The following is an 18,101-nucleotide window of genomic DNA, read 5'->3' as shown; positions in this document are numbered from 1 at the left end:
GATGCGTGCGTGGCTTTTAAGTGCAGGCCTGGGCTTAATGCTGATCTCTCAAGGAGCGGCGGCGGGCACGGTGCTGATCGTTGGGGATAGTATCAGCGCGGCTTTCGGGCTGGATACCCGCCTGGGGTGGGTATCGCTGCTGGGGCAGCGTCTGCAAAAAGAAGGGATTGCCGACAAAGTGGTCAATGCGTCTATCAGCGGCGATACCAGTGCGGGAGGGCAAGCGCGGCTGCCTGCGCTGCTTGCAGAGTATAAACCGCAGTTGGTGATCCTCGAATTGGGTGGCAACGATGGCTTGCGCGGACAGCAGCCAGCTAATTTGCAACAAAATCTTGCGTCGATGATCGACAGCGCTCGGGCTGCGGGTGCCAAGGTCCTGCTGCTGGGGATGCGCATACCGCCTAATTACGGCGCGCGTTACACCGAGGCCTTCGCTGCGGTGTATGGCAATTTAGCAGAACAGAAAAAAGTTGCGCTGGTGCCGTTTTTTCTTGAAGGCGTGGGCGGTATCCCGGAGCTGATGCAGGCCGATGGTCTACACCCGGCCGTCGCGGCTCAAGGCAAGTTGCTGGACAATGTCTGGCCGACGCTAAAACCGCTGCTTTGACGCTGTTCTAACCGCAGGCTTTGGGCTAAGGTGTCGCCCCGATTTGGAGCCCCCGATGCCGCGTCCCGCCTGGTCTTTATTTGCATACCAACTCATCGAACCTGATGACCAGCTTGACCTGTTCGCCTGTCAGGAGGTGCGAGTGCACCTGGTCGCGCGACAGCTGGAATTAGGCGGCACTATCGACCGAACGTTGTGCGGCACCTTGCTGCCTGCTCAGCCGCGATGGTTGGGGGTTAATCGAGTGAGGTTGCGTGACGAGCGCTTGTGTTCTCTGTGTCGAGCGATTCTTGAAGCACAGAAACGTGGCACCCGGCCGATTTGGCCGGAGCTGCGTTTCAGCCAGTAAATCGGTCATCCCGAGTAAATCGTTAGGCAACTCCCGATTCCAAGGGCAGCGGTGTACAATTGCGCTACTTTTCCCGTCGCATACACCAAGGATTTTCCGGATGTTGTCGCGCATTCCCGTGGTCGCCCGCTGTTTTTCGCTTGCTGCGCTTTGTGCGGCGGGTCCTGTTGCCGCACTAGAATTCCCGCTGCCAACAGCTGGCGAAGACATCGTGGGTCAAGTACAAACCATCACCGCCAAATACGAAGACACGTTTGCCGACCTTGGAACTCAATACGATTTGGGTTATCTGGAAATGATCGCGGCCAACCCTGGCGTTGATCCATGGTTGCCCGGTGCGGGCACGCAGATCGTGTTGCCGACCCGCTTCGTTCTGCCACCCGGTCCTCGGGAAGGGATCGTGATCAACTTGGCGGAGTACCGGCTTTATTACTACCCGAAAGGCAAAAACGTCGTTGATACCTACCCGCTTGGTATCGGCCGCGAGGGCTGGGGTTCGCCGGTGGCGATCACCAAGATCACCGCTAAAACACCGAACCCGACATGGACCCCGCCGGCTTCAGTAAAAGCTGAACATTTGGCTGACGATGACCCGCTGCCTAACGTGGTACCGGCTGGTCCGGACAACCCATTAGGGCCGTTCAAGTTCGGCCTTGGTTTGCCCGGTTATCTGATCCACGGGTCGAACAAGAAATTTGGTATTGGCATGCGCACCAGCCACGGCTGCTTCCGCATGTACAACAACAACGTGTTGGAACTAGCCGGTATCGTGCCGATCGGGACGCCTGTGCGGATCATGAGCGAGCCCTACAAATTCGGTGTCAGCGCTGGCAAGGTGTACCTTGAGGCGCACGCTCCGCTCGACGGAAACGGCAATCCTTCAGCAGATGACAAACACACCGCAGTGATCAACGCGTTACTTAAGCGTGAAGACCTTGCGGCCAACCTGCAGATGAATTGGGATGTGGTTCGGGACGTGGTCGCTGCTGAAAACGGCATGCCTGTTCAAATTGCGGTGCCAGGAGGCGGCGCAACAATCTCAAGCGCCCCCACCACCGCGCAATAACGGACCCATTAAAAGCCTGCCCGCACGGCCTTGAATCTCAAGGTCGAGCGGGCGGGCTTTTTAGTGTCCGGCTTAAAGTCCAGGCATTAAAAAGCCGATCCAAAACTGGATCGGCTTATTAATAATCTCAGCGGAGATTATTACTTGCGGCTAGCCTTGTCCAACATACGCAGAGCGCGTTCGTTGGCTTCGTCAGCAGTTTGCTGAGCTTTTTGAGCAGCAGCCATAGCTTCGTCAGCCTTGCGATAGGCTTCATCAGCACGTGCTTGCGAACGAGCTGCTGCGTCTTCAGTAGCAGTCAGACGAGCTTCGGTTTCTTTGGATACGCTGCTGCAACCGGTGGCCAATACTGCTGCCAGAGCCAGAGCAGAGAATTTCAGAACGTTGTTCATCGTGTTCCCCTTAAGGACTTTCTAAAAATAGTCATCTCTCGAAAGTGAGAAAATGACCGGCGTACATACTACCCATTGTTTGTAGTAAGTAAACTGAGGAAGCGCAAGAAGCGGACAATTTTCTCAGGATTGAAACTATCGTCTAACTTCTCGCGTTTCTTGTGCGAAAATTATTCGCGCTCATCACGACAACTTTCGGCCCCTGTTCTTGCGCGGACCGAGGCTCAAACACGGCCTCTGTCGACGATTAAAAAGGATAGCTGGCTAATTGTCGAGTCTATTGAGACTAACGATTGTTGATTGTCTCGAGTCCGTCATACGTCTGCCTATTTGCGCACAATAAGAGGTGACTTTTTCAGGGCGGACTCGTCTCAAACTCAGCATCCGGCAATGGGCCGAAGGAGTGTCAGCATCGCCCGGTGTGATTGTGACAATTGCAGTGTGGATCCGGTCTTTTTGTCGGCCTTTTTGCAAGCTGCTTGAGCAAACACAGGAATGACGCCTACTATTTGGAGGTGCTCGTGTTGGTCAACAGCCAGTCTGATTTCGGTGTCCAAATTGGCACGGGTGGCGTAGAGGTTCCTTCGCCGGAAAAACATCGGTAAGGTAGAGGTCTAATTTCAAGACCCGCGAGGAGTAGTGATGAGCGAGGCGTTGTCCATCCACCATGACCAGGCCGGTCATCAATTCGAGACCAACGTGGACGGTCATCGTGCGTACCTGACCTACATGGACTTGGGTAAGCAGACCCTCGATATCTATCGAACCTTCGTGCCCAATGCGCTTAGAGGTCGGGGTATCGCTGCTGCGTTAACCGAGCAAGCGCTCGCGTACGCAGACAGCATGGGTTATACGGTGATTCCGTCGTGTTCCTATGTCGAGCGCTACATGGAACGCCATCAGCGCCACATGGCTAAGATCTGATCGGCTGTCGAGGCAAGTACTGACGCTACAACGAAAAACGCCGAGCATATGCTCGGCGTTCTTGTGTGGGCGGTCAGTACACGCGCAGGGATCAGCCGCGTTGACGCTTGGGCAGCACGTCCTTGAGTTTCGCGTGCATGCTGCGCAGGGTTTTCTCGGTGCTTTGCCAGTCAATGCAGGCATCGGTAATCGACACGCCGTATTGCAGTTCTGCCAGGTCCTTGGGGATCGACTGAGCGCCCCAATTGATGTGGCTCTCAACCATCAAGCCGATGATTGACTGATTGCCTTCGAGGATCTGGTTGGCGACGTTCTCAATGACCAGCGGTTGCAGCGCCGGGTCTTTGTTGGAGTTGGCGTGGCTGGCGTCGACCATGATGTTTGGACGAATACCCGCTTTGTTCAGCGCCTGCTCGCACAGCGCGACACTGACCGAGTCGTAATTCGGTTTGCCGTTGCCACCGCGCAACACCACGTGACCGTAGGCATTGCCTTTGGTGGTGACGATGGACACGCCACCTTCCTGGTTGATGCCGAGGAAACGATGGGGGCTGGAAACTGACTGCAAGGCGTTGATCGCAACGGTCAAGCCACCGTCAGTGCCGTTTTTGAAGCCAACAGCGGAAGACAGGCCGGAAGCCATTTCGCGGTGGGTTTGCGATTCAGTGGTGCGCGCACCAATGGCCGACCAACTGATCAGGTCCTGCAAATACTGGGGAGAGATCGGGTCGAGGGCTTCGGTGGCGGTTGGCAGGCCCATCTCCGCCAGATCAAGCAATAGCTGACGGCCGATGTGCAAGCCATCTTCGATCTTGAACGAGTCATCAAGGTAAGGGTCGTTGATCAAGCCTTTCCAGCCAACAGTCGTGCGCGGCTTCTCAAAGTACACACGCATCACCAGGTACAAGGTGTCGGAGACTTCGGCAGCCAAGGCTTTAAGGCGATTGGCGTAATCGTGAGCGGCTTTGATGTCATGGATCGAGCAGGGACCGATCACCACGAACAAGCGGTGATCCTTGCCGTCAAGGATGTTGCGGATCACTTCGCGGCCTTTGGTCACTGTGTGCAGGGCTGCGGCAGTGAACGGGATTTCGCGCTTGAGCTGATCCGGCGTGATCAGAGTCTCGTTGGAGGAAACGTTGAGGTCGTCAATCGGTAAATCAGCCATCGTGTTACTCATCAGGTCACGGGTGCTGGCCCCCAACGATTCCCGTGCGGCGGAGCCAAGCATGATTGAGTGCGACGGGGGAGGAACCTTAGCGCGTTACCCGGTTGTTCGACAATGGGTAAACGCGGGTTTTATGCCGTGTGCAGGCGGCCTTTCACCTGTAGGCGGCAACTTGTTGGCGAAGCTTTCTCAGCGGGGTGCCAGGTAAACCGCTTCGCCAACAAGACGGTATCTACAGAACTCGGGCAAGATTTTACAAATGAGGCAACGAAGACGGATAGTGTGCAACCCAACTTCAGGACCCGCTGTGTGAGCCCATTGGAACTGACAGATTTCGACATAGACCATCGTTTGCTTGAGCTGCCAGGCGTTTCGCTGCTGATTTTTACTGGGGCAGGCTGTGCAAGTTGCCGTTGGGCGCGGCGTGAGTTGCCGGCCTTCGAGCTGCCCGTAGACCGTTTATGCTGGATCGATGCAGGCGACAACGGTGGCGCGGTGCAGCGTTATCAGGTGTCTGGTTTGCCAGCGATGTTTGTGGTCCGTGACGGCGAATTTTATGGCGCGCTGCATTCACGACTCACCGTGACCGAGCTGAGCGCGGGTATTAAGCAGGCATTGAGCCTGAATTCCGATGAATTGCCCTAACAGGAGTGCGCATGACGACTGAAACGAAAAAACCCAGGATTGGCATCATTGGCACCGGAGCCATTGGTGGTTTCTACGGCGTGATGCTGGCTCGCGCCGGTTTTGATGTGCATTTTCTCCTACGCAGTGAGTTTGCCGTGGTGTCGGAAAAGGGTCTGACGATCAACAGCGCCGAGTACGGTGTTATGACGCTGAACCCGGTCCAGGCGTATTCGTCGGCTGCGGATATGCCACCTTGCGATTGGCTGCTGGTGAGCACTAAAACCACCGACAATGCCGGTCTAGCTCCTCTCATCGCCCAGGCAGCGGCGCCTGGGGCCAAGGTGTTACTGCTGCAAAATGGTCTGGATGTCGAGGACAGCTTGCGTGCGCTGCTGCCTGAGTCGCTGCATTTGCTTGGCGGCTTGTGTTTCATCTGCGTTCATCGCACGGCCCCAGGGGTTGTCACGCATCAGGCGTTCGGTGCGGTCACGTTGGGTTATCACAGCGGTTCGGCTTCGGATACGGCTGCCGGGCAAGCGATCGCCGAGGAGGGCGCCGAACTGTTTCGCCAGGCTGGGTTGGAATCACGGACGATGGCCAACGTGCATCAGGCGCGCTGGCAAAAGCTGGTCTGGAATATTCCGTATAACGGCTTGTCGGTGTTACTCAAGGCCAGTACCGCACCGCTGATGGACGACACAAACAGCCGCGATCTGGTTCAAGCATTGATGAAAGAGGTTATGCAAGGCGCTTCGGCGTGCGGGCACGTTATGCCTGAAGGTTATGCCGAGCAATTGTTCGCCGCGACTGAGAAAATGCCCGATTACTGGCCGAGCATGTACTTCGATTATCAGGAAAAACGACCACTGGAGCTGGCGTCAATTTACGCGAAGCCACTTCAGGCGGCGCTGACCGCTGGACACGATATGCCAAAAATTCGGGCGCTGTATCAGGCGCTGGCTTTTATTGACGCGCATAACGGCTGAATCAGCCAGGGGGCGACATGACGACCGGGCTAAGCAATAAATTGGTATTGGCCATTTCTTCACGGGCATTGTTTGACCTGCGCGAGAGCCATGCGGTGTATGTGGCCGACGGGGTGGAAGCCTATCGGCAATACCAGATCGAACACGAAGAAGAGATCCTTGAACAGGGTGACGCTTACCTGTTGGTGGAAAAACTGTTGAGCCTCAATGCGCAGTTGGATAAAGCCCGGGTCGAGGTGATCCTTGTATCGCGCAACAGCGCTGATACCGGCTTGCGGGTATTCAACTCGATTCAATATTACGGGCTGGATATCACCCGGGCAGCCTTCGTTGGCGGACGTAGCCCTTATCCCTATTTGGCCGCGTTCGGCTGTCACCTGTTCCTCTCGACCCACCCCGATGATGTGCGCAGCGCGCTGGAAGCGGGTTTTGCCGCCGCGACCATTTTGTCCGGGGGTTCAGGGCGTGCCGCGAGTGCTGAGTTGCGTATCGCATTTGACGGCGATGCCGTGTTGTTTTCCGACGAGTCTGAGCGGGTGTATCAATCAGGCGGACTGGAGGCGTTCCAGGCGAGCGAGCGTGAGTCCGCACGTGAGCCGCTAGGCGGTGGGCCATTCAAACCTTTCCTGGCGGCACTCAATCTGTTGCAGCGCGAATTCCCTGAGGACGCATGCCCCATCCGCACAGCGCTGGTGACAGCGCGCTCGGCGCCGGCCCATGAGCGGGTGATTCGCACCTTGCGCGAGTGGGACATTCGGCTGGATGAGTCGTTGTTCCTCGGTGGCCTGGAGAAGTCGGCGTTTCTGGAGGCATTCGCGGCGGACGTTTTTTTCGATGATCAACCAGGGCATTGTGAAAAAGCGCGGGAGGTTGTGGCGACCGGCCATGTACCCCACGGGATCAGTAACGAACTAAAAATTTGAACCTCGGCCGCCTCGTGTGGTGCCAGCCGTCGCAGTCGCCAACACGCTGCTAAGCTGAGTCAATCTCCGCCATATTGGCAGTCGAGGAGGTCATATGATTCGCTCCATGCTCTATGCCACTGACCTCGGTCTTTATGCCCCCTATGTGTTGCAGCATGCCCTGGCGCTGGCTAGAACATTTAACGCTGAGTTGTATGTTATTCACGTCGTCGAACCCATGGGATTGTTCGCGGAGTCGGTGTTGCAGAGCTATCTTGATGAAGCGGCCTTGAAGGAATTGCACAGCCAGGGCTTGAACACCGTGATGGAGGGTATCGAGCAGCGTGTGCTGGATGGTTTTCGGGACGAGTTGGGGGAGGGGCATCAGGATTTGGCGTTGATTCGTACGGTTCAGGTCATTCAGGGGGACCCATCGAACGTGATACTCGAACAGGCGCAGAAGCTGGCAGTGGATCTGTTGATTGTCGGCAGTCACAGTCACGGCACAGCAGGCGATACCCCTTTGGGGCGTACGGCCGCGAAGGTTCTGCAACTGTCAGAGGTGCCGGTGTACATGGTCCCCATGCTGCAGCACCGTTTACGTTGACCGCTAATCCTCTAGATGTGCTGTTTAAAAATGATGAAAAAGTTCTAGCTTTATTCCTCCGACCATTAATATAGTTATATACCGTCGCTGATGATCGTGGCGTCTACTGCTTTGAGGGATACATATGAAGCTTCAACAATTGCGCTACATCTGGGAAGTGGCGCACCACGACCTCAACGTTTCCGCCACGGCTCAGAGCTTGTACACCTCTCAGCCTGGCATCAGTAAACAGATCCGCCTCCTCGAAGACGAACTGGGTGTTGAGGTCTTTGCCCGCAGCGGCAAACATCTGACGCGGGTGACCCCGGCCGGCGAACGAATCATCACCACCGCAGGCGAGATACTGCGCAAGGTCGAGAGCATCAAGCAGATCGCTCAAGAATTTTCCAATGAGAAAAAAGGCACGTTGTCGATTGCCACCACCCACACCCAGGCGCGTTATGCCTTGCCCCCGGTGATCAGCAATTTCATTAAGCAATACCCTGACGTCGCATTACACATGCACCAAGGTTCGCCGATGCAGATTGCTGAAATGGCGGCTGACGGTACTGTGGATTTTGCGATTGCCACCGAGGCGCTGGAACTCTTCGGCGACCTGGTGATGATGCCGTGCTACCGCTGGAACCGGTGTGTCGTAGTGCCTCACGGCCACCCGCTGACCAAGGTTGCAAAGCTCACTCTGGAAATTCTCGCCGAATACCCGATCGTCACTTACGTGTTCGGCTTTACCGGCCGATCGAAACTGGACGAAGCGTTCAGCCATCGCGGTTTGACCCCAAAAGTGGTGTTTACGGCGGCCGATGCTGACGTGATTAAAACTTATGTGCGGTTGGGCCTTGGTGTAGGCATCGTGGCGAAAATGGCGGTAGACGCCAAACTCGACAGCGATCTGGTGGTGCTGGATGCCAGCGATCTGTTCGAGGCCAGCGTGACCAAGATTGGCTTCCGGCGCGGCACTTTCTTGCGCGGTTTCATGTGCGACTTCATCGAGAAATTCGCACCGCACCTGACTCGGGAAGTGATGGCAAAAGCGATCCAGTGCCATAACAAGCAAGAGCTCGAAGAGCTGTTCGCCGGGGTTGAATTACCGGTGCATTGATCAGGTCAGTGTGAGCCCTTCATAAACTTGTGGGAGTCGGCTTGCCGACGAAGGCGGTGGATCAGGCTCAACCGAGTCAAGCCCTTCGCAGGCAAGCCTGCTCCCACAGGTTATGCGTGTTACACCTTCGCGATCAAGTTCCCGGAATGCAGGCCGCATTCTTTTTGCGTAGCTTCTTCCCACCACCAGCGGCCTTCGCGCTCATGCTGGTTCGGTAGTACCGGGCGGGTGCAGGGTTCGCAGCCGATGCTGATAAAGCCGCGTTCATGCAGGGTGTTGTACGGCAGCTCCAGCATGCGGATGTAACCCCAAATCTCTTCACTGGTCATTTGCGCCAGCGGGTTGAATTTATACAGCGGGCGCTCCGGCGTCGAAAACGCACTGTCGATTTCCATGACCGCTACTTCACTGCGAGTGCTCGGGCTCTGATCCCGACGTTGGCCGGTGGCCCAGGCACTGACCCCGGACAGCTTGCGACGCAGCGGTTCGATCTTGCGGATACCGCAGCATTCGCCATGGCCATCTTTATAGAAGCTGAACAAGCCTTTCTCTTTGACAAATGGTTCCAGAACAGTCCGCTCCGGGGTCATCAGCTCGATGTCGATCTTGTAGTGCTCGCGGGTCTGCTCGATAAAACGGTAGGTTTCCGGGTGCAGGCGACCGGTGTCGAGGCTAAAAACTTTGACGTTCTTGTTCAGCTTCCAAGCCATGTCCACCAGCACCACATCTTCGGCACCGCTGAATGAGATCCAGACGTCGTCACCGAAATGCTCGAAGGCCAGTTTTAAAATATCCTGCGCGGACTTTTTAGCGTAAGTCGCGGCAAGGGCAGCGACGTCGAAGGGTTGGCTCATCAGGCGGCTTCCTGTAGTGGTGGCGCTTGGCGCGCTCGTATGGGCGCGATAGTAACAAAAACCTTCCACCAGTTCCCGGTTTGACGGGCTGGCGTCGCCGTGAATGAGCCGTTAGAGTGCCGCTAGTTTTGAAGTCGCCCCATTGAGGCGGCCTAATTGAAGTGCTAGGAGTGATCTGTGGAAATTGCCTGTCTCGACCTTGAAGGTGTATTGGTCCCGGAAATCTGGATCGCGTTCGCCGAAAAAACCGGTATCGAATCGCTGAGAGCCACCACGCGGGACATTCCCGATTACGACGTGCTGATGAAACAGCGTCTACGCATTCTGGATGAACACGGTTTGAAGCTTTCCGATATCCAAGCCGTGATTGCAACCTTGAAACCATTGGACGGCGCCATTGAGTTCGTCAACTGGCTGCGTGAGCGGTTTCAGGTAGTGATTCTGTCGGACACCTTCTACGAATTTTCGCAGCCGTTGATGCGTCAATTGGGTTTCCCGACCCTGCTGTGTCATCGCCTGATCACCGACGAGACGGATCGAGTGGTGAGCTACCAGCTGCGTCAGAAGGATCCGAAGCGCCAATCAGTACTGGCCTTCAAGAGCTTGTATTACCGGGTAGTAGCCGCAGGTGATTCGTACAACGACACCACGATGCTGGGCGAAGCGGACGCCGGGATTTTGTTCCATGCCCCGCAGAACGTGATTCGCGAATTCCCGCAATTTCCGGCGGTGCATACCTTTGAAGACCTGAAGCAGGAATTCATCAAGGCCTCGAATCGCGAGTTGAGCCTGTAAAACGCCTTCGCGAATGAATTCGGTCCCACAGGGGGTGTGTGATCCCGATGGGAGCGAATTCATTCGCGAAAGAACTAGCGAAATCACCCCGCATTCAAAGCCCCTGCAACGTCTCCAACAAGATCCGCACTTTGGTGATCGATTCCTGATATTCCGCCTCACAGTCTGAATCAGCAACAATCCCGCCACCGCCCCAGCAAGACACTTTCCCGTCTTTGGCCAGCAAGCTGCGAATGGCGATGGAGCTGTCCATCTCGCCGCGCACGTCCAGGTACAGCAACGACCCGCAATACAACCCACGGCGTGTGGGTTCCAGCTCGTCGATGATTTGCATCGCCCGGATTTTTGGTGCCCCGGTGATCGAGCCCCCAGGAAAGCTACCCGCGATCAGGTCCAAGGCGTCTTTGCCCTCCGCCAGTTCGCCGGTAACGCTGCTGACCAAGTGGTGTACGTTTGGATAGGTTTCCAGACTGAACAATTCCGGTACTTTTACCGAGCCAATGCGGCAGGTACGGCCCAAGTCGTTGCGTAACAGATCGACGATCATCAGATTTTCCGCCCGATCTTTATCGCTGACCAATAACTCAGCGGCAAATGCTGCGTCCTCAGCCGGATCGTTGCCGCGCGGGCGGGTCCCTTTAATCGGGCGTGTTTCAACGTGCTGGCCGGTGACGCGGGCGAATCGTTCTGGCGAGAGGCTGAGCACTGCGTTGTTGTCGGGTAGCGCCTGGAAACCGGCAAAGGGCGTGGGGCAGGCGCTGCGTAGCGCGCAATACGCCGCCCACGGATCGCCCTCATAGGCTGCTTGAAAGCGCTGGGCGAAATTCACCTGATAGCAATCACCGGCCTGAATATACGACTGAATGCGCGCAAACGCGCTGCGATAATCACTGGCGCTCAGGTTGGCCTCAAACGCGGTGGTCAGTGAGAAGGCTGGAGCTTCAACGGCGGACTTCTCGGCAAACAGCAGGCGTAAACGCTGACGTTCGCTGGCAGCCAGTGCGGGATGGAACACCAGTTGGCTGGTGCAGTGCAGGTGATCGCTGATCATGGCCCAAGCATAAACACCCAACCGCGCATCCGGCAGTTGCAGGTCATCATGGGCATGAACCGGTAAAGGTTCGAGGCGCCGGCCAAAGTCATAGGCGAGATAACCGATAATGCCGCCCGCGAATGGCAGTGGCGATGAGTGGGGTAACTCGGCGTGACCCAGTGTGGCGAGGCCGTCGCGCAGGCGCTGGAGAAAGGCGTCGCCGGTTTCATTGGGTCGCGCGAGCAATTCAATGGAAGGCCAGGCGCTGAGCAGATCGAAGCGTCCCCGATCGGCAGTTGGCCGTCCGCTGTCGAGCAGCACGGCACCGGGCGCATGACGCACCCGCGAGAAATACGCGGCCGGGTCAGGGCAGTAGGGCAGTGGATGTACGGCGCAAATGGGCATTCGAAGAGGATCAGCGGTGGGGGGCGGCGATTGTAATCCTCCCGAGGGCTGACTCCTAGAGGGCAGCGCTCGGCACATGGCCGAACAGTTCCTGCACAAAACGTACGCGCTCTTGGGCTGAATCCTGTTCGTCATTCAGTGCCAGTTGGGCAAGACGCTCTTCAACGGCGTGGGCGCGATGGGTCAAGCCACAGTCGTTGGCGATCTGAATGTTCAAGCCGGGGCGGGCGTTGATTTCGAGGATCAGCGGGCCTTTGTCTTGATCCAGCACCATGTCGACGCCGATGTAGCCGAGACCGCACAGTTCATAGCAGCCGGCGGCGAGCTTCATGAACCCATCCCAATTCGGCAACTGCACACCGTCCACGGCATTGGTGGTGTCGGGGTGCTTGTGGATGATGCTGTTGAGCCAGGTACCGTGTAGCGTTAAACCCGTCGCCAAATCGACACCCACCCCAATGGCGCCTTGATGCAAGTTGGCTTTGCCGTTGGACTGACGCGTCGGCAACCTCAGCATCGCCATGATGGGGTAACCCATCAGGACGATAACCCGAATATCGGGTACGCCTTCGAAGCTGATGCTCCTGAAAATCTGGTCCGGCTTGACCCGGTATTCGATCAGTGCGCGATCCCGATGGCCGCCCAAGGAATATAGGCCGGTAAGGATGCTGGAAATCTGATGCTCGATTTCTTCATGGCTGATTATCTTGCCGGAGACCGTGCGGAAACGCTCTTCGAAGCGGTCGGCGATTACCAGAATCCCATCGCCGCCTGCGCCTTTGGCCGGCTTGATCACAAAGTCGTCGCGCCCGCCGATGATCTCATCGAGGCGGGAGATTTCCTTTTCCGTGGAAATTACCCCGTACATCTCGGGTACGTGAATGCCGGCCTGAATGGCGCGTTCTTTGGTGACGATCTTGTCGTCGACAATGGGGTACAGGCTGCGTTTGTTGTACTTGAGCACGTAATCCGCATTGCGCCGGTTGATGCCCATGATCCCTCGGGCTTCAAGTGCCTTCCAGGTTTTCCAGAGGCCGATCATTTAACCTGTTCCTTCTCGTCCTTGAGCTCTTTATCGAGAAAGGCTTTGAAACGGATCAGCTCAGTCAGGCGATAGCCGCGGTAGCGACCCATGGCCAGCATGAAGCCCACCAGAATAAACAGCACGGCGGGGAAGGTGAAGACGAAGTAAATCAGCTCCGGCACGCTCATGATGATATGTGCCAGGGAGGCGGCAAACAGCGTGCCGATGGCGACTTTCATCGCATGGCCGCTGCCGCGCTCTTCCCAGGTGATCGACAGGCGTTCGATGGTCATGGTCAAAATCACCATGGGGAACAACGCCACTGATAAACCGCGCTCCAGGCCAAGTTTGTGGCTGAACAAACTGATGGCGGCGATCAGCACCACCACAAACGTCAGCACCACCGACAGTCGCGGCAGCATCTGCAACTTCAAGTGCTCAAGGTATGAGCGCAGCGACAGACCCAGCGCGGTGATGATCGTGAACAAGACGATGCCGAAACCCAGCTGCGTCTCTCGAAACGCCAGCGCGATCAGCACCGGGGTAAAGGTGCCGAGGGTTTCAAGGCCGACCAGATTGCGCAGGATCAGAATCACCAGCACGCCAATCGGGATCATCACCATGATCATGAACGTTTGCTGGGTTTGCAGCGGCAACCCGTACAGCGAATAACCCAGGAAATCTCCGTCGGTATTGGCGTCCGTGAGCTTGGCCAGGCGGATCGCGTTCATTTCGCTGTTGTTCAGCGTGAAGTTGACCGTGACTTTTTTGCCGCCCTCGACGCTGATCAGGTTTTCATCGCCAACCCACCACAGCAGGCGGTCGGTCGGCATGCCCTGTTCACCGGTGTCCGGGTTGAAATAAAGCCAGGCTTTGCCGTTAAAGCTGCGCAACCACAGTTCCGGGGTTTGCGGCTGATCGGCGACCAAACGCAAGGTGTGGACCTTTTCGATGGGCACGTGGGCAATCGACAGCAGCAATTCTGTGATTCGCGCTTTGTTTGAGGTGGCCGTGTCGCCGGCCAGCAGCAACTTCACGTTATCGTCGCTGAGGTTGTTGACCCGTTTGATGGCTTCGGTGATAAAGGTTTCGGTGTCCGCCGAGTGCTGGCGAATTGGTGCGAGCAGGGCTTCAGCGGCGATTTTTTCCGGGCCTTCGATGGCGATGCTGTCGCGAAACGTCGGGCCTTTGATCTTGGGTTTGTCGCCGCTGTAACGTTTAGTCAGTACCAGTCGGTAATACAGCGTCTGGTTACCGGTCGCACGCCGGGCCGACCACGTGACTTTGCGATTGCCGTCGACGCGGTTGACGCTGACCCCATAATTGTTGGAGATGAAGCTTTCATTCAGGCTGACGAAGTCGTGGCTCAGTGGCGGCACGAACATCTGGATCTTGACCGGGTCTTTGGGGTTAGCGACGAACTCGACCTTGGCGTCGATGTTCCACAAGTCGTCGGTCTCATCCTCGGTCACCGGAATGCCGAGCACAAGGATCTGATACGCCGTGACCGCGATCCCCAGTGTCACCAGGACAGCGATCAAGATTTTCAGATGGAGGGTGATGGAACGCATGGGTATTACTCTGCGGTATGAGCGTCGGTAGCGCAGGCAGGTTTGCCGGCTGCGTATTTAAGACTGGGATCGACCAGCGCATCAAAATTCATCAGTGCTTCTGAACCAATCAAAAGCGGGTATTGGAATGCGCTTCTGTCAGTCAAGTTCACTTCGATGTTTCTTAAAGTCTTTCCCATGCACACATCGAGACTGATGACCGGGCGCGCCGTGTATTTCTTGTCGTCGTCAGGGTCGTAATCACTGGCGCGCCGCTTGATTTTACTGACCCGCGCCAACGGCCGTTCAATCGGGTGGGCATGGGCGTCATCAATGGCCAGGTAGAAACGCACCCAGCGCTCGCCATTACGTTTGAAACGTTTGATGTCCCGAGCGCTCAAGGACGCAGTTTTGGCGCCGGTGTCGAGTTTCGCTGCCACTTCCAGGTCAATGTCGGACAGGGTCGCGTATTCGTTCAGGCCGTACACGGTCTTGTCAGCGCCGGCACTTAAGCCGGGCAAGGCCAATAAACAGAGGAAGGTAAGAAAGGGTTTGAGTCTCATAGGTCCTGGCGCAATAGATGATGAAACGGTGCAGCAGCGGGGCGCGGCATTCTAGCATGAAGGATTTAGCCTGCTCCCTAAGTAAAGGATCGCCAGAGTTTGTAGGAATATTCCCTGATTCTAAGGATCCACACATCCGATGAACCTGTAGGAGCCAACGTGTTGGCGAAGGTCCGGCGCGGTGTCTCAGGTCCAACGCTTCGCCAACAAGTTGGCTCCTGCAGGGGGTTCGCGATATTAGACGATTGTCGACAGTTTCTACATATTGGTTGACGAATTAGGGCTTATTGGCTAATTTTAGCGCCAGTCGCTACCAAGGTGTTGACAATATGTTGGATGCAGTCGAAATAGCAGGCACGACACAGGATGATTCCGAAACGTTGTCCGAGAACGTCTTTCGGCGCATCCAGGCGGCTATTGTTAAAGGTGATATCGCGCCGGGCAGCAAAATCTCTGAGCCTGAACTGGCGCGCACCTACGGCATCAGCCGCGGCCCCTTGCGTGAGGCGATCCATCGTCTTGAAGGTCAGCGGCTGCTGGTGCGCATTCCTCACGTTGGCGCTCGGGTGGTTTCCCTGAGCCATGCAGAACTGATCGAACTCTACGAAATACGTGAGTCGCTGGAAGGCATGGCCTGCCGCCTTGCCGCTGAGCGCATGACCACCGAAGAAATCGATGAGTTGCGCCGCGTGCTCGACACCCACGAACGTGACGCAGCGTTTCAAGCCGGTGTTGGTTACTACCAGCAAGAAGGCGATTTCGACTTTCACTACCGGATCATCCAGGGCAGCGGCAACCAGACTCTCGCCCAGATGCTCTGTGGTGACATGTACCAACTGGTTCGCATGTACCGCATCCAATTTTCTGCAACACCCAATCGTCCGCGCCAGGCGTTTGCCGAACACCACCGAATTCTTGATGCCATCGCCGAGCGTGACGGTGAACTGGCTGAACTGTTGATGCGCCGTCATATCGGCGCTTCGAAACGTAATATTGAGCGCCATTATCAGGCCGCTCCCCCATCGACCGCCCGAGGTGATAAATGAGCAATAAGACTACTCCCGGCCAGCGTTTCCGTGATGCTGTTATCAGTGAACATCCACTGCAAATCGTTGGCGCAATCAATGCCAACCATGCGCTGTTGGCCAAGCGCGCCGGTTTCAAAGCTATTTATCTGTCGGGTGGCGGTGTGGCAGCGGGTTCGCTGGGCTTGCCAGACTTGGGTATTACCGGTCTGGACGATGTGCTGACTGACGTGCGCCGCATCACTGACGTCTGCGACCTGCCGTTGCTGGTCGATGTCGACACGGGGTTTGGCTCTTCAGCGTTTAACGTGGCACGCACCGTTCGCTCGATGATCAAGTTCGGCGCTGCGGCGATTCATATCGAAGACCAGGTCGGCGCCAAGCGCTGCGGCCATCGTCCGGGTAAAGAAATCGTTTCACTGCAAGAAATGGTCGACCGCATCAAAGCGGCGGTTGATGCCCGTACCGATGACAGCTTTGTGATCATGGCGCGGACCGATGCACTGGCTGTTGAAGGCCTGGAATCGGCATTGGATCGGGCTGCGGCCTGTATCGAAGCCGGTGCTGACATGGTATTCCCGGAAGCGATCACCGAGCTGGACATGTACAAGCTGTTCGCCGCTCGGGTAAAGGCGCCAATTCTAGCCAACATCACTGAATTCGGCGCGACGCCGCTGTTCACTGTCGACGAATTACGCTCTGCCGATGTTTCGCTGGTTCTGTACCCGCTGTCTGCATTCCGCGCCATGAACAAAGCGGCTGAAAACGTTTACGGCGCAATCCGCCGTGATGGCAGCCAAAAGAACGTGGTGGACACCATGCAAACCCGCATGGAGTTGTATGACGCCATCGATTACCACACCTTCGAGCAAAAGCTCGATGCGTTGTTTGCCAACAAAAAGTGATCCTGATGTCGATCCAGACCTAACCTTGTCTGGACGGCAATTGCCATGCAGTTCGATGGTGCTCCCCAATAATTTCAAGAGTGGAGAAAGCAATGGCTGAAGCAAAAGTATTGAGCGGCGCTGGCCTGCGTGGTCAGGTTGCCGGCCAAACGGCCTTGTCGACGGTGGGCCAGGAAGGCGCTGGGCTGACGTATCGCGGCTATGACGTGCGTGAGTTGGCCGCCGAGGCGCGTTTCGAAGAAGTGGCTTATCTGCTGCTTTACGGCGAATTGCCGACCCAAGCCGAATTGGCTGCTTATATGAAGAAGCTGCAAGGCCTGCGTGATTTGCCGCAAGCCTTGAAAGAAGTGCTGGAACGCATTCCTGCCGACACCCACCCGATGGACGTCATGCGCACCGGCGCGTCAATGCTCGGTACGTTGGAGCCTGAAACCAGCTTCGACCAGCAGCTCGACAGCACCGACCGCTTGCTCGCCACCTTTCCGGCGATCATGTGCTACTGGTACCGCTTCAGCCACGACGGCGTGCGCCTCAATTGCGTAACGGATGAAGCCTCCATTGGCGGTCATTTCCTGCACCTGCTGCTGGATAAGAAACCCAGTGAACTGCACTGCAAAGTCATGGATGTATCACTGATTCTTTACGCCGAACATGAATTCAACGCCTCAACCTTTACCGCGCGGGTCTGCGCATCAACCCTGTCGGACCTGTTTTCCTGTGTGACTGCGGCCATTGGCACCTTGCGTGGTCCATTGCACGGCGGTGCCAACGAAGCAGCCATGGAAATGATCGAGCGCTTCAGCTCGGCTGACGACGCCGTGAAAGGCACGCTGGCCATGCTGGAACGCAAGGACAAGATCATGGGCTTTGGTCACGCGATCTATAAAGAGTCAGATCCGCGCAATGAGGTGATCAAGGGCTGGGCGAAGAAGCTCGCTGATGAGGCTGGTGACACCGTGCTGTACCCAGTCTCCGAAGCCATCGACAAGACCATGTGGGAACAGAAAAAGCTGTTTCCGAACGCCGACTTCTACCATGCCTCGGCGTACCACTTCATGGGCATTCCGACCAAGCTGTTCACGCCGATTTTTGTCTGCTCGCGCTTGACTGGCTGGGCAGCGCACGTGTTTGAACAGCGCGGCAATAACCGCATCATCCGTCCGAGCGCCGAGTACATCGGCGTCGAACAGCGCACGTTCGTGCCAATCGAACAACGCTGA

At 56.5% G+C, this 18,101-nt stretch carries 20 protein-coding genes; 13 read left to right on the top strand and 7 right to left on the bottom strand.

Going from position 1 to position 18,101, the window contains the following annotated elements; all coding sequences use genetic code 11:
• Nucleotide 1: 1 nt before the first annotated feature.
• The 3 genes from RHM59_RS05405 (at nt 2) to RHM59_RS05395 (ending at nt 2,022) form a co-directional block, all read left to right on the top strand.
• Complete coding sequence (locus RHM59_RS05405) at nt 2-607, top strand: arylesterase (RefSeq protein WP_322286113.1); 606 nt, start codon at nt 2-4, stop codon at nt 605-607.
• Between the two features lie 55 nt (nt 608-662).
• A complete protein-coding gene (locus RHM59_RS05400) occupies nt 663-956 on the top strand; it encodes a hypothetical protein (protein ID WP_297839358.1) in 294 nt (97 codons plus the stop codon).
• 100 nt (nt 957-1,056) lie between these two features.
• Nucleotides 1,057-2,022 (top strand): L,D-transpeptidase family protein, encoded by a 966-nt coding sequence (locus RHM59_RS05395; RefSeq protein ID WP_322169862.1) that lies wholly within the window; start codon nt 1,057-1,059, stop codon nt 2,020-2,022.
• Between the two features lie 140 nt (nt 2,023-2,162).
• Here the strand turns inward: RHM59_RS05395 and RHM59_RS05390 are convergent, their stop codons facing one another.
• Nucleotides 2,163-2,414: an Lpp/OprI family alanine-zipper lipoprotein gene (locus RHM59_RS05390; RefSeq protein WP_003347084.1), complete on the bottom strand. Its 252-nt coding sequence runs from the start codon at nt 2,412-2,414 to the stop codon at nt 2,163-2,165.
• A 642-nt stretch (nt 2,415-3,056) separates the two neighbouring features.
• Between RHM59_RS05390 and RHM59_RS05385 the strand changes: the two genes are divergently transcribed.
• Nucleotides 3,057-3,338 (top strand): GNAT family N-acetyltransferase, encoded by a 282-nt coding sequence (locus tag RHM59_RS05385; protein ID WP_322169876.1) that lies wholly within the window; start codon nt 3,057-3,059, stop codon nt 3,336-3,338.
• Nucleotides 3,339-3,429: 91 nt separating this feature from the next.
• Here the strand turns inward: RHM59_RS05385 and RHM59_RS05380 are convergent, their stop codons facing one another.
• The gene (locus RHM59_RS05380; protein WP_322170911.1) at nt 3,430-4,506 is read right to left on the bottom strand and encodes a 3-deoxy-7-phosphoheptulonate synthase; all 1,077 of its coding nucleotides are present in this window, start codon (nt 4,504-4,506) and stop codon (nt 3,430-3,432) included.
• A 309-nt stretch (nt 4,507-4,815) separates the two neighbouring features.
• On the opposite strand from RHM59_RS05380, the gene RHM59_RS05375 reads away from it, so the two are divergent.
• The 5 genes from RHM59_RS05375 to cysB all read left to right on the top strand — a co-directional run bounded on the left by RHM59_RS05375 (nt 4,816) and on the right by cysB (nt 8,727).
• Nucleotides 4,816-5,151 (top strand): thioredoxin family protein, encoded by a 336-nt coding sequence (locus RHM59_RS05375; RefSeq protein WP_322169880.1) that lies wholly within the window; start codon nt 4,816-4,818, stop codon nt 5,149-5,151.
• 11 nt (nt 5,152-5,162) lie between these two features.
• The gene (locus RHM59_RS05370) at nt 5,163-6,119 is read left to right on the top strand and encodes a putative 2-dehydropantoate 2-reductase (protein WP_322169883.1); all 957 of its coding nucleotides are present in this window, start codon (nt 5,163-5,165) and stop codon (nt 6,117-6,119) included.
• A 17-nt stretch (nt 6,120-6,136) separates the two neighbouring features.
• A complete protein-coding gene (locus RHM59_RS05365; protein WP_322169886.1) occupies nt 6,137-7,042 on the top strand; it encodes a 5'-nucleotidase in 906 nt (301 codons plus the stop codon).
• Nucleotides 7,043-7,136: 94 nt separating this feature from the next.
• Nucleotides 7,137-7,628: a universal stress protein gene (locus RHM59_RS05360; protein ID WP_322169889.1), complete on the top strand. Its 492-nt coding sequence runs from the start codon at nt 7,137-7,139 to the stop codon at nt 7,626-7,628.
• A 124-nt stretch (nt 7,629-7,752) separates the two neighbouring features.
• Nucleotides 7,753-8,727 (top strand): HTH-type transcriptional regulator CysB, encoded by a 975-nt coding sequence (gene cysB / locus RHM59_RS05355; RefSeq protein ID WP_322169892.1) that lies wholly within the window; start codon nt 7,753-7,755, stop codon nt 8,725-8,727.
• A gap of 119 nt (nt 8,728-8,846) precedes the next feature.
• Here the strand turns inward: cysB and RHM59_RS05350 are convergent, their stop codons facing one another.
• On the bottom strand, nt 8,847-9,581 hold the full coding sequence (locus RHM59_RS05350) for a phosphoadenylyl-sulfate reductase (protein ID WP_322169896.1): 735 nt from the start codon (nt 9,579-9,581) through the stop codon (nt 8,847-8,849).
• 177 nt (nt 9,582-9,758) lie between these two features.
• Here RHM59_RS05350 and thrH point away from each other — a divergent pair, with 177 nt between their 5' ends.
• Nucleotides 9,759-10,376, top strand: a complete 618-nt coding sequence (thrH, locus tag RHM59_RS05345) for a bifunctional phosphoserine phosphatase/homoserine phosphotransferase ThrH (RefSeq protein WP_322169898.1) — start codon at nt 9,759-9,761, stop codon at nt 10,374-10,376.
• 94 nt (nt 10,377-10,470) lie between these two features.
• Here the strand turns inward: thrH and pabB are convergent, their stop codons facing one another.
• The 4 genes from pabB to RHM59_RS05325 are packed head-to-tail and all read right to left on the bottom strand — an operon-like array spanning nt 10,471 to nt 14,951.
• Complete coding sequence (gene pabB, locus RHM59_RS05340; protein ID WP_322286112.1) at nt 10,471-11,814, bottom strand: aminodeoxychorismate synthase component I; 1,344 nt, start codon at nt 11,812-11,814, stop codon at nt 10,471-10,473.
• A gap of 55 nt (nt 11,815-11,869) precedes the next feature.
• The gene (locus RHM59_RS05335; protein WP_322170914.1) at nt 11,870-12,853 is read right to left on the bottom strand and encodes an alpha-L-glutamate ligase-like protein; all 984 of its coding nucleotides are present in this window, start codon (nt 12,851-12,853) and stop codon (nt 11,870-11,872) included.
• Complete coding sequence (locus tag RHM59_RS05330) at nt 12,853-14,409, bottom strand: inactive transglutaminase family protein (protein ID WP_322169906.1); 1,557 nt, start codon at nt 14,407-14,409, stop codon at nt 12,853-12,855. The genes RHM59_RS05335 and RHM59_RS05330 overlap by 1 nt, the downstream gene beginning before the upstream one ends.
• 5 nt (nt 14,410-14,414) lie before the next feature.
• Nucleotides 14,415-14,951, bottom strand: coding sequence for an ATP-dependent zinc protease (locus tag RHM59_RS05325; RefSeq protein WP_322169909.1), 537 nt, complete (start codon nt 14,949-14,951; stop codon nt 14,415-14,417).
• 329 nt (nt 14,952-15,280) lie between these two features.
• Here RHM59_RS05325 and RHM59_RS05320 point away from each other — a divergent pair, with 329 nt between their 5' ends.
• The 3 genes from RHM59_RS05320 (at nt 15,281) to prpC (ending at nt 18,101) form a co-directional block, all read left to right on the top strand.
• Nucleotides 15,281-15,997 (top strand): GntR family transcriptional regulator, encoded by a 717-nt coding sequence (locus RHM59_RS05320; RefSeq protein WP_322169913.1) that lies wholly within the window; start codon nt 15,281-15,283, stop codon nt 15,995-15,997.
• Nucleotides 15,994-16,881, top strand: a complete 888-nt coding sequence (prpB, locus tag RHM59_RS05315) for a methylisocitrate lyase (RefSeq protein ID WP_322169916.1) — start codon at nt 15,994-15,996, stop codon at nt 16,879-16,881. The genes RHM59_RS05320 and prpB overlap by 4 nt, the downstream gene beginning before the upstream one ends.
• A gap of 92 nt (nt 16,882-16,973) precedes the next feature.
• Nucleotides 16,974-18,101, top strand: a complete 1,128-nt coding sequence (gene prpC / locus RHM59_RS05310; protein WP_322169919.1) for a 2-methylcitrate synthase — start codon at nt 16,974-16,976, stop codon at nt 18,099-18,101.

It is taken from the genome of Pseudomonas sp. MH10 (assembly GCF_034353045.1).
Classification (GTDB): Bacteria; Pseudomonadota; Gammaproteobacteria; order Pseudomonadales; family Pseudomonadaceae; genus Aquipseudomonas.
This window is presented reverse-complemented; position numbering and strand designations above follow the sequence as displayed.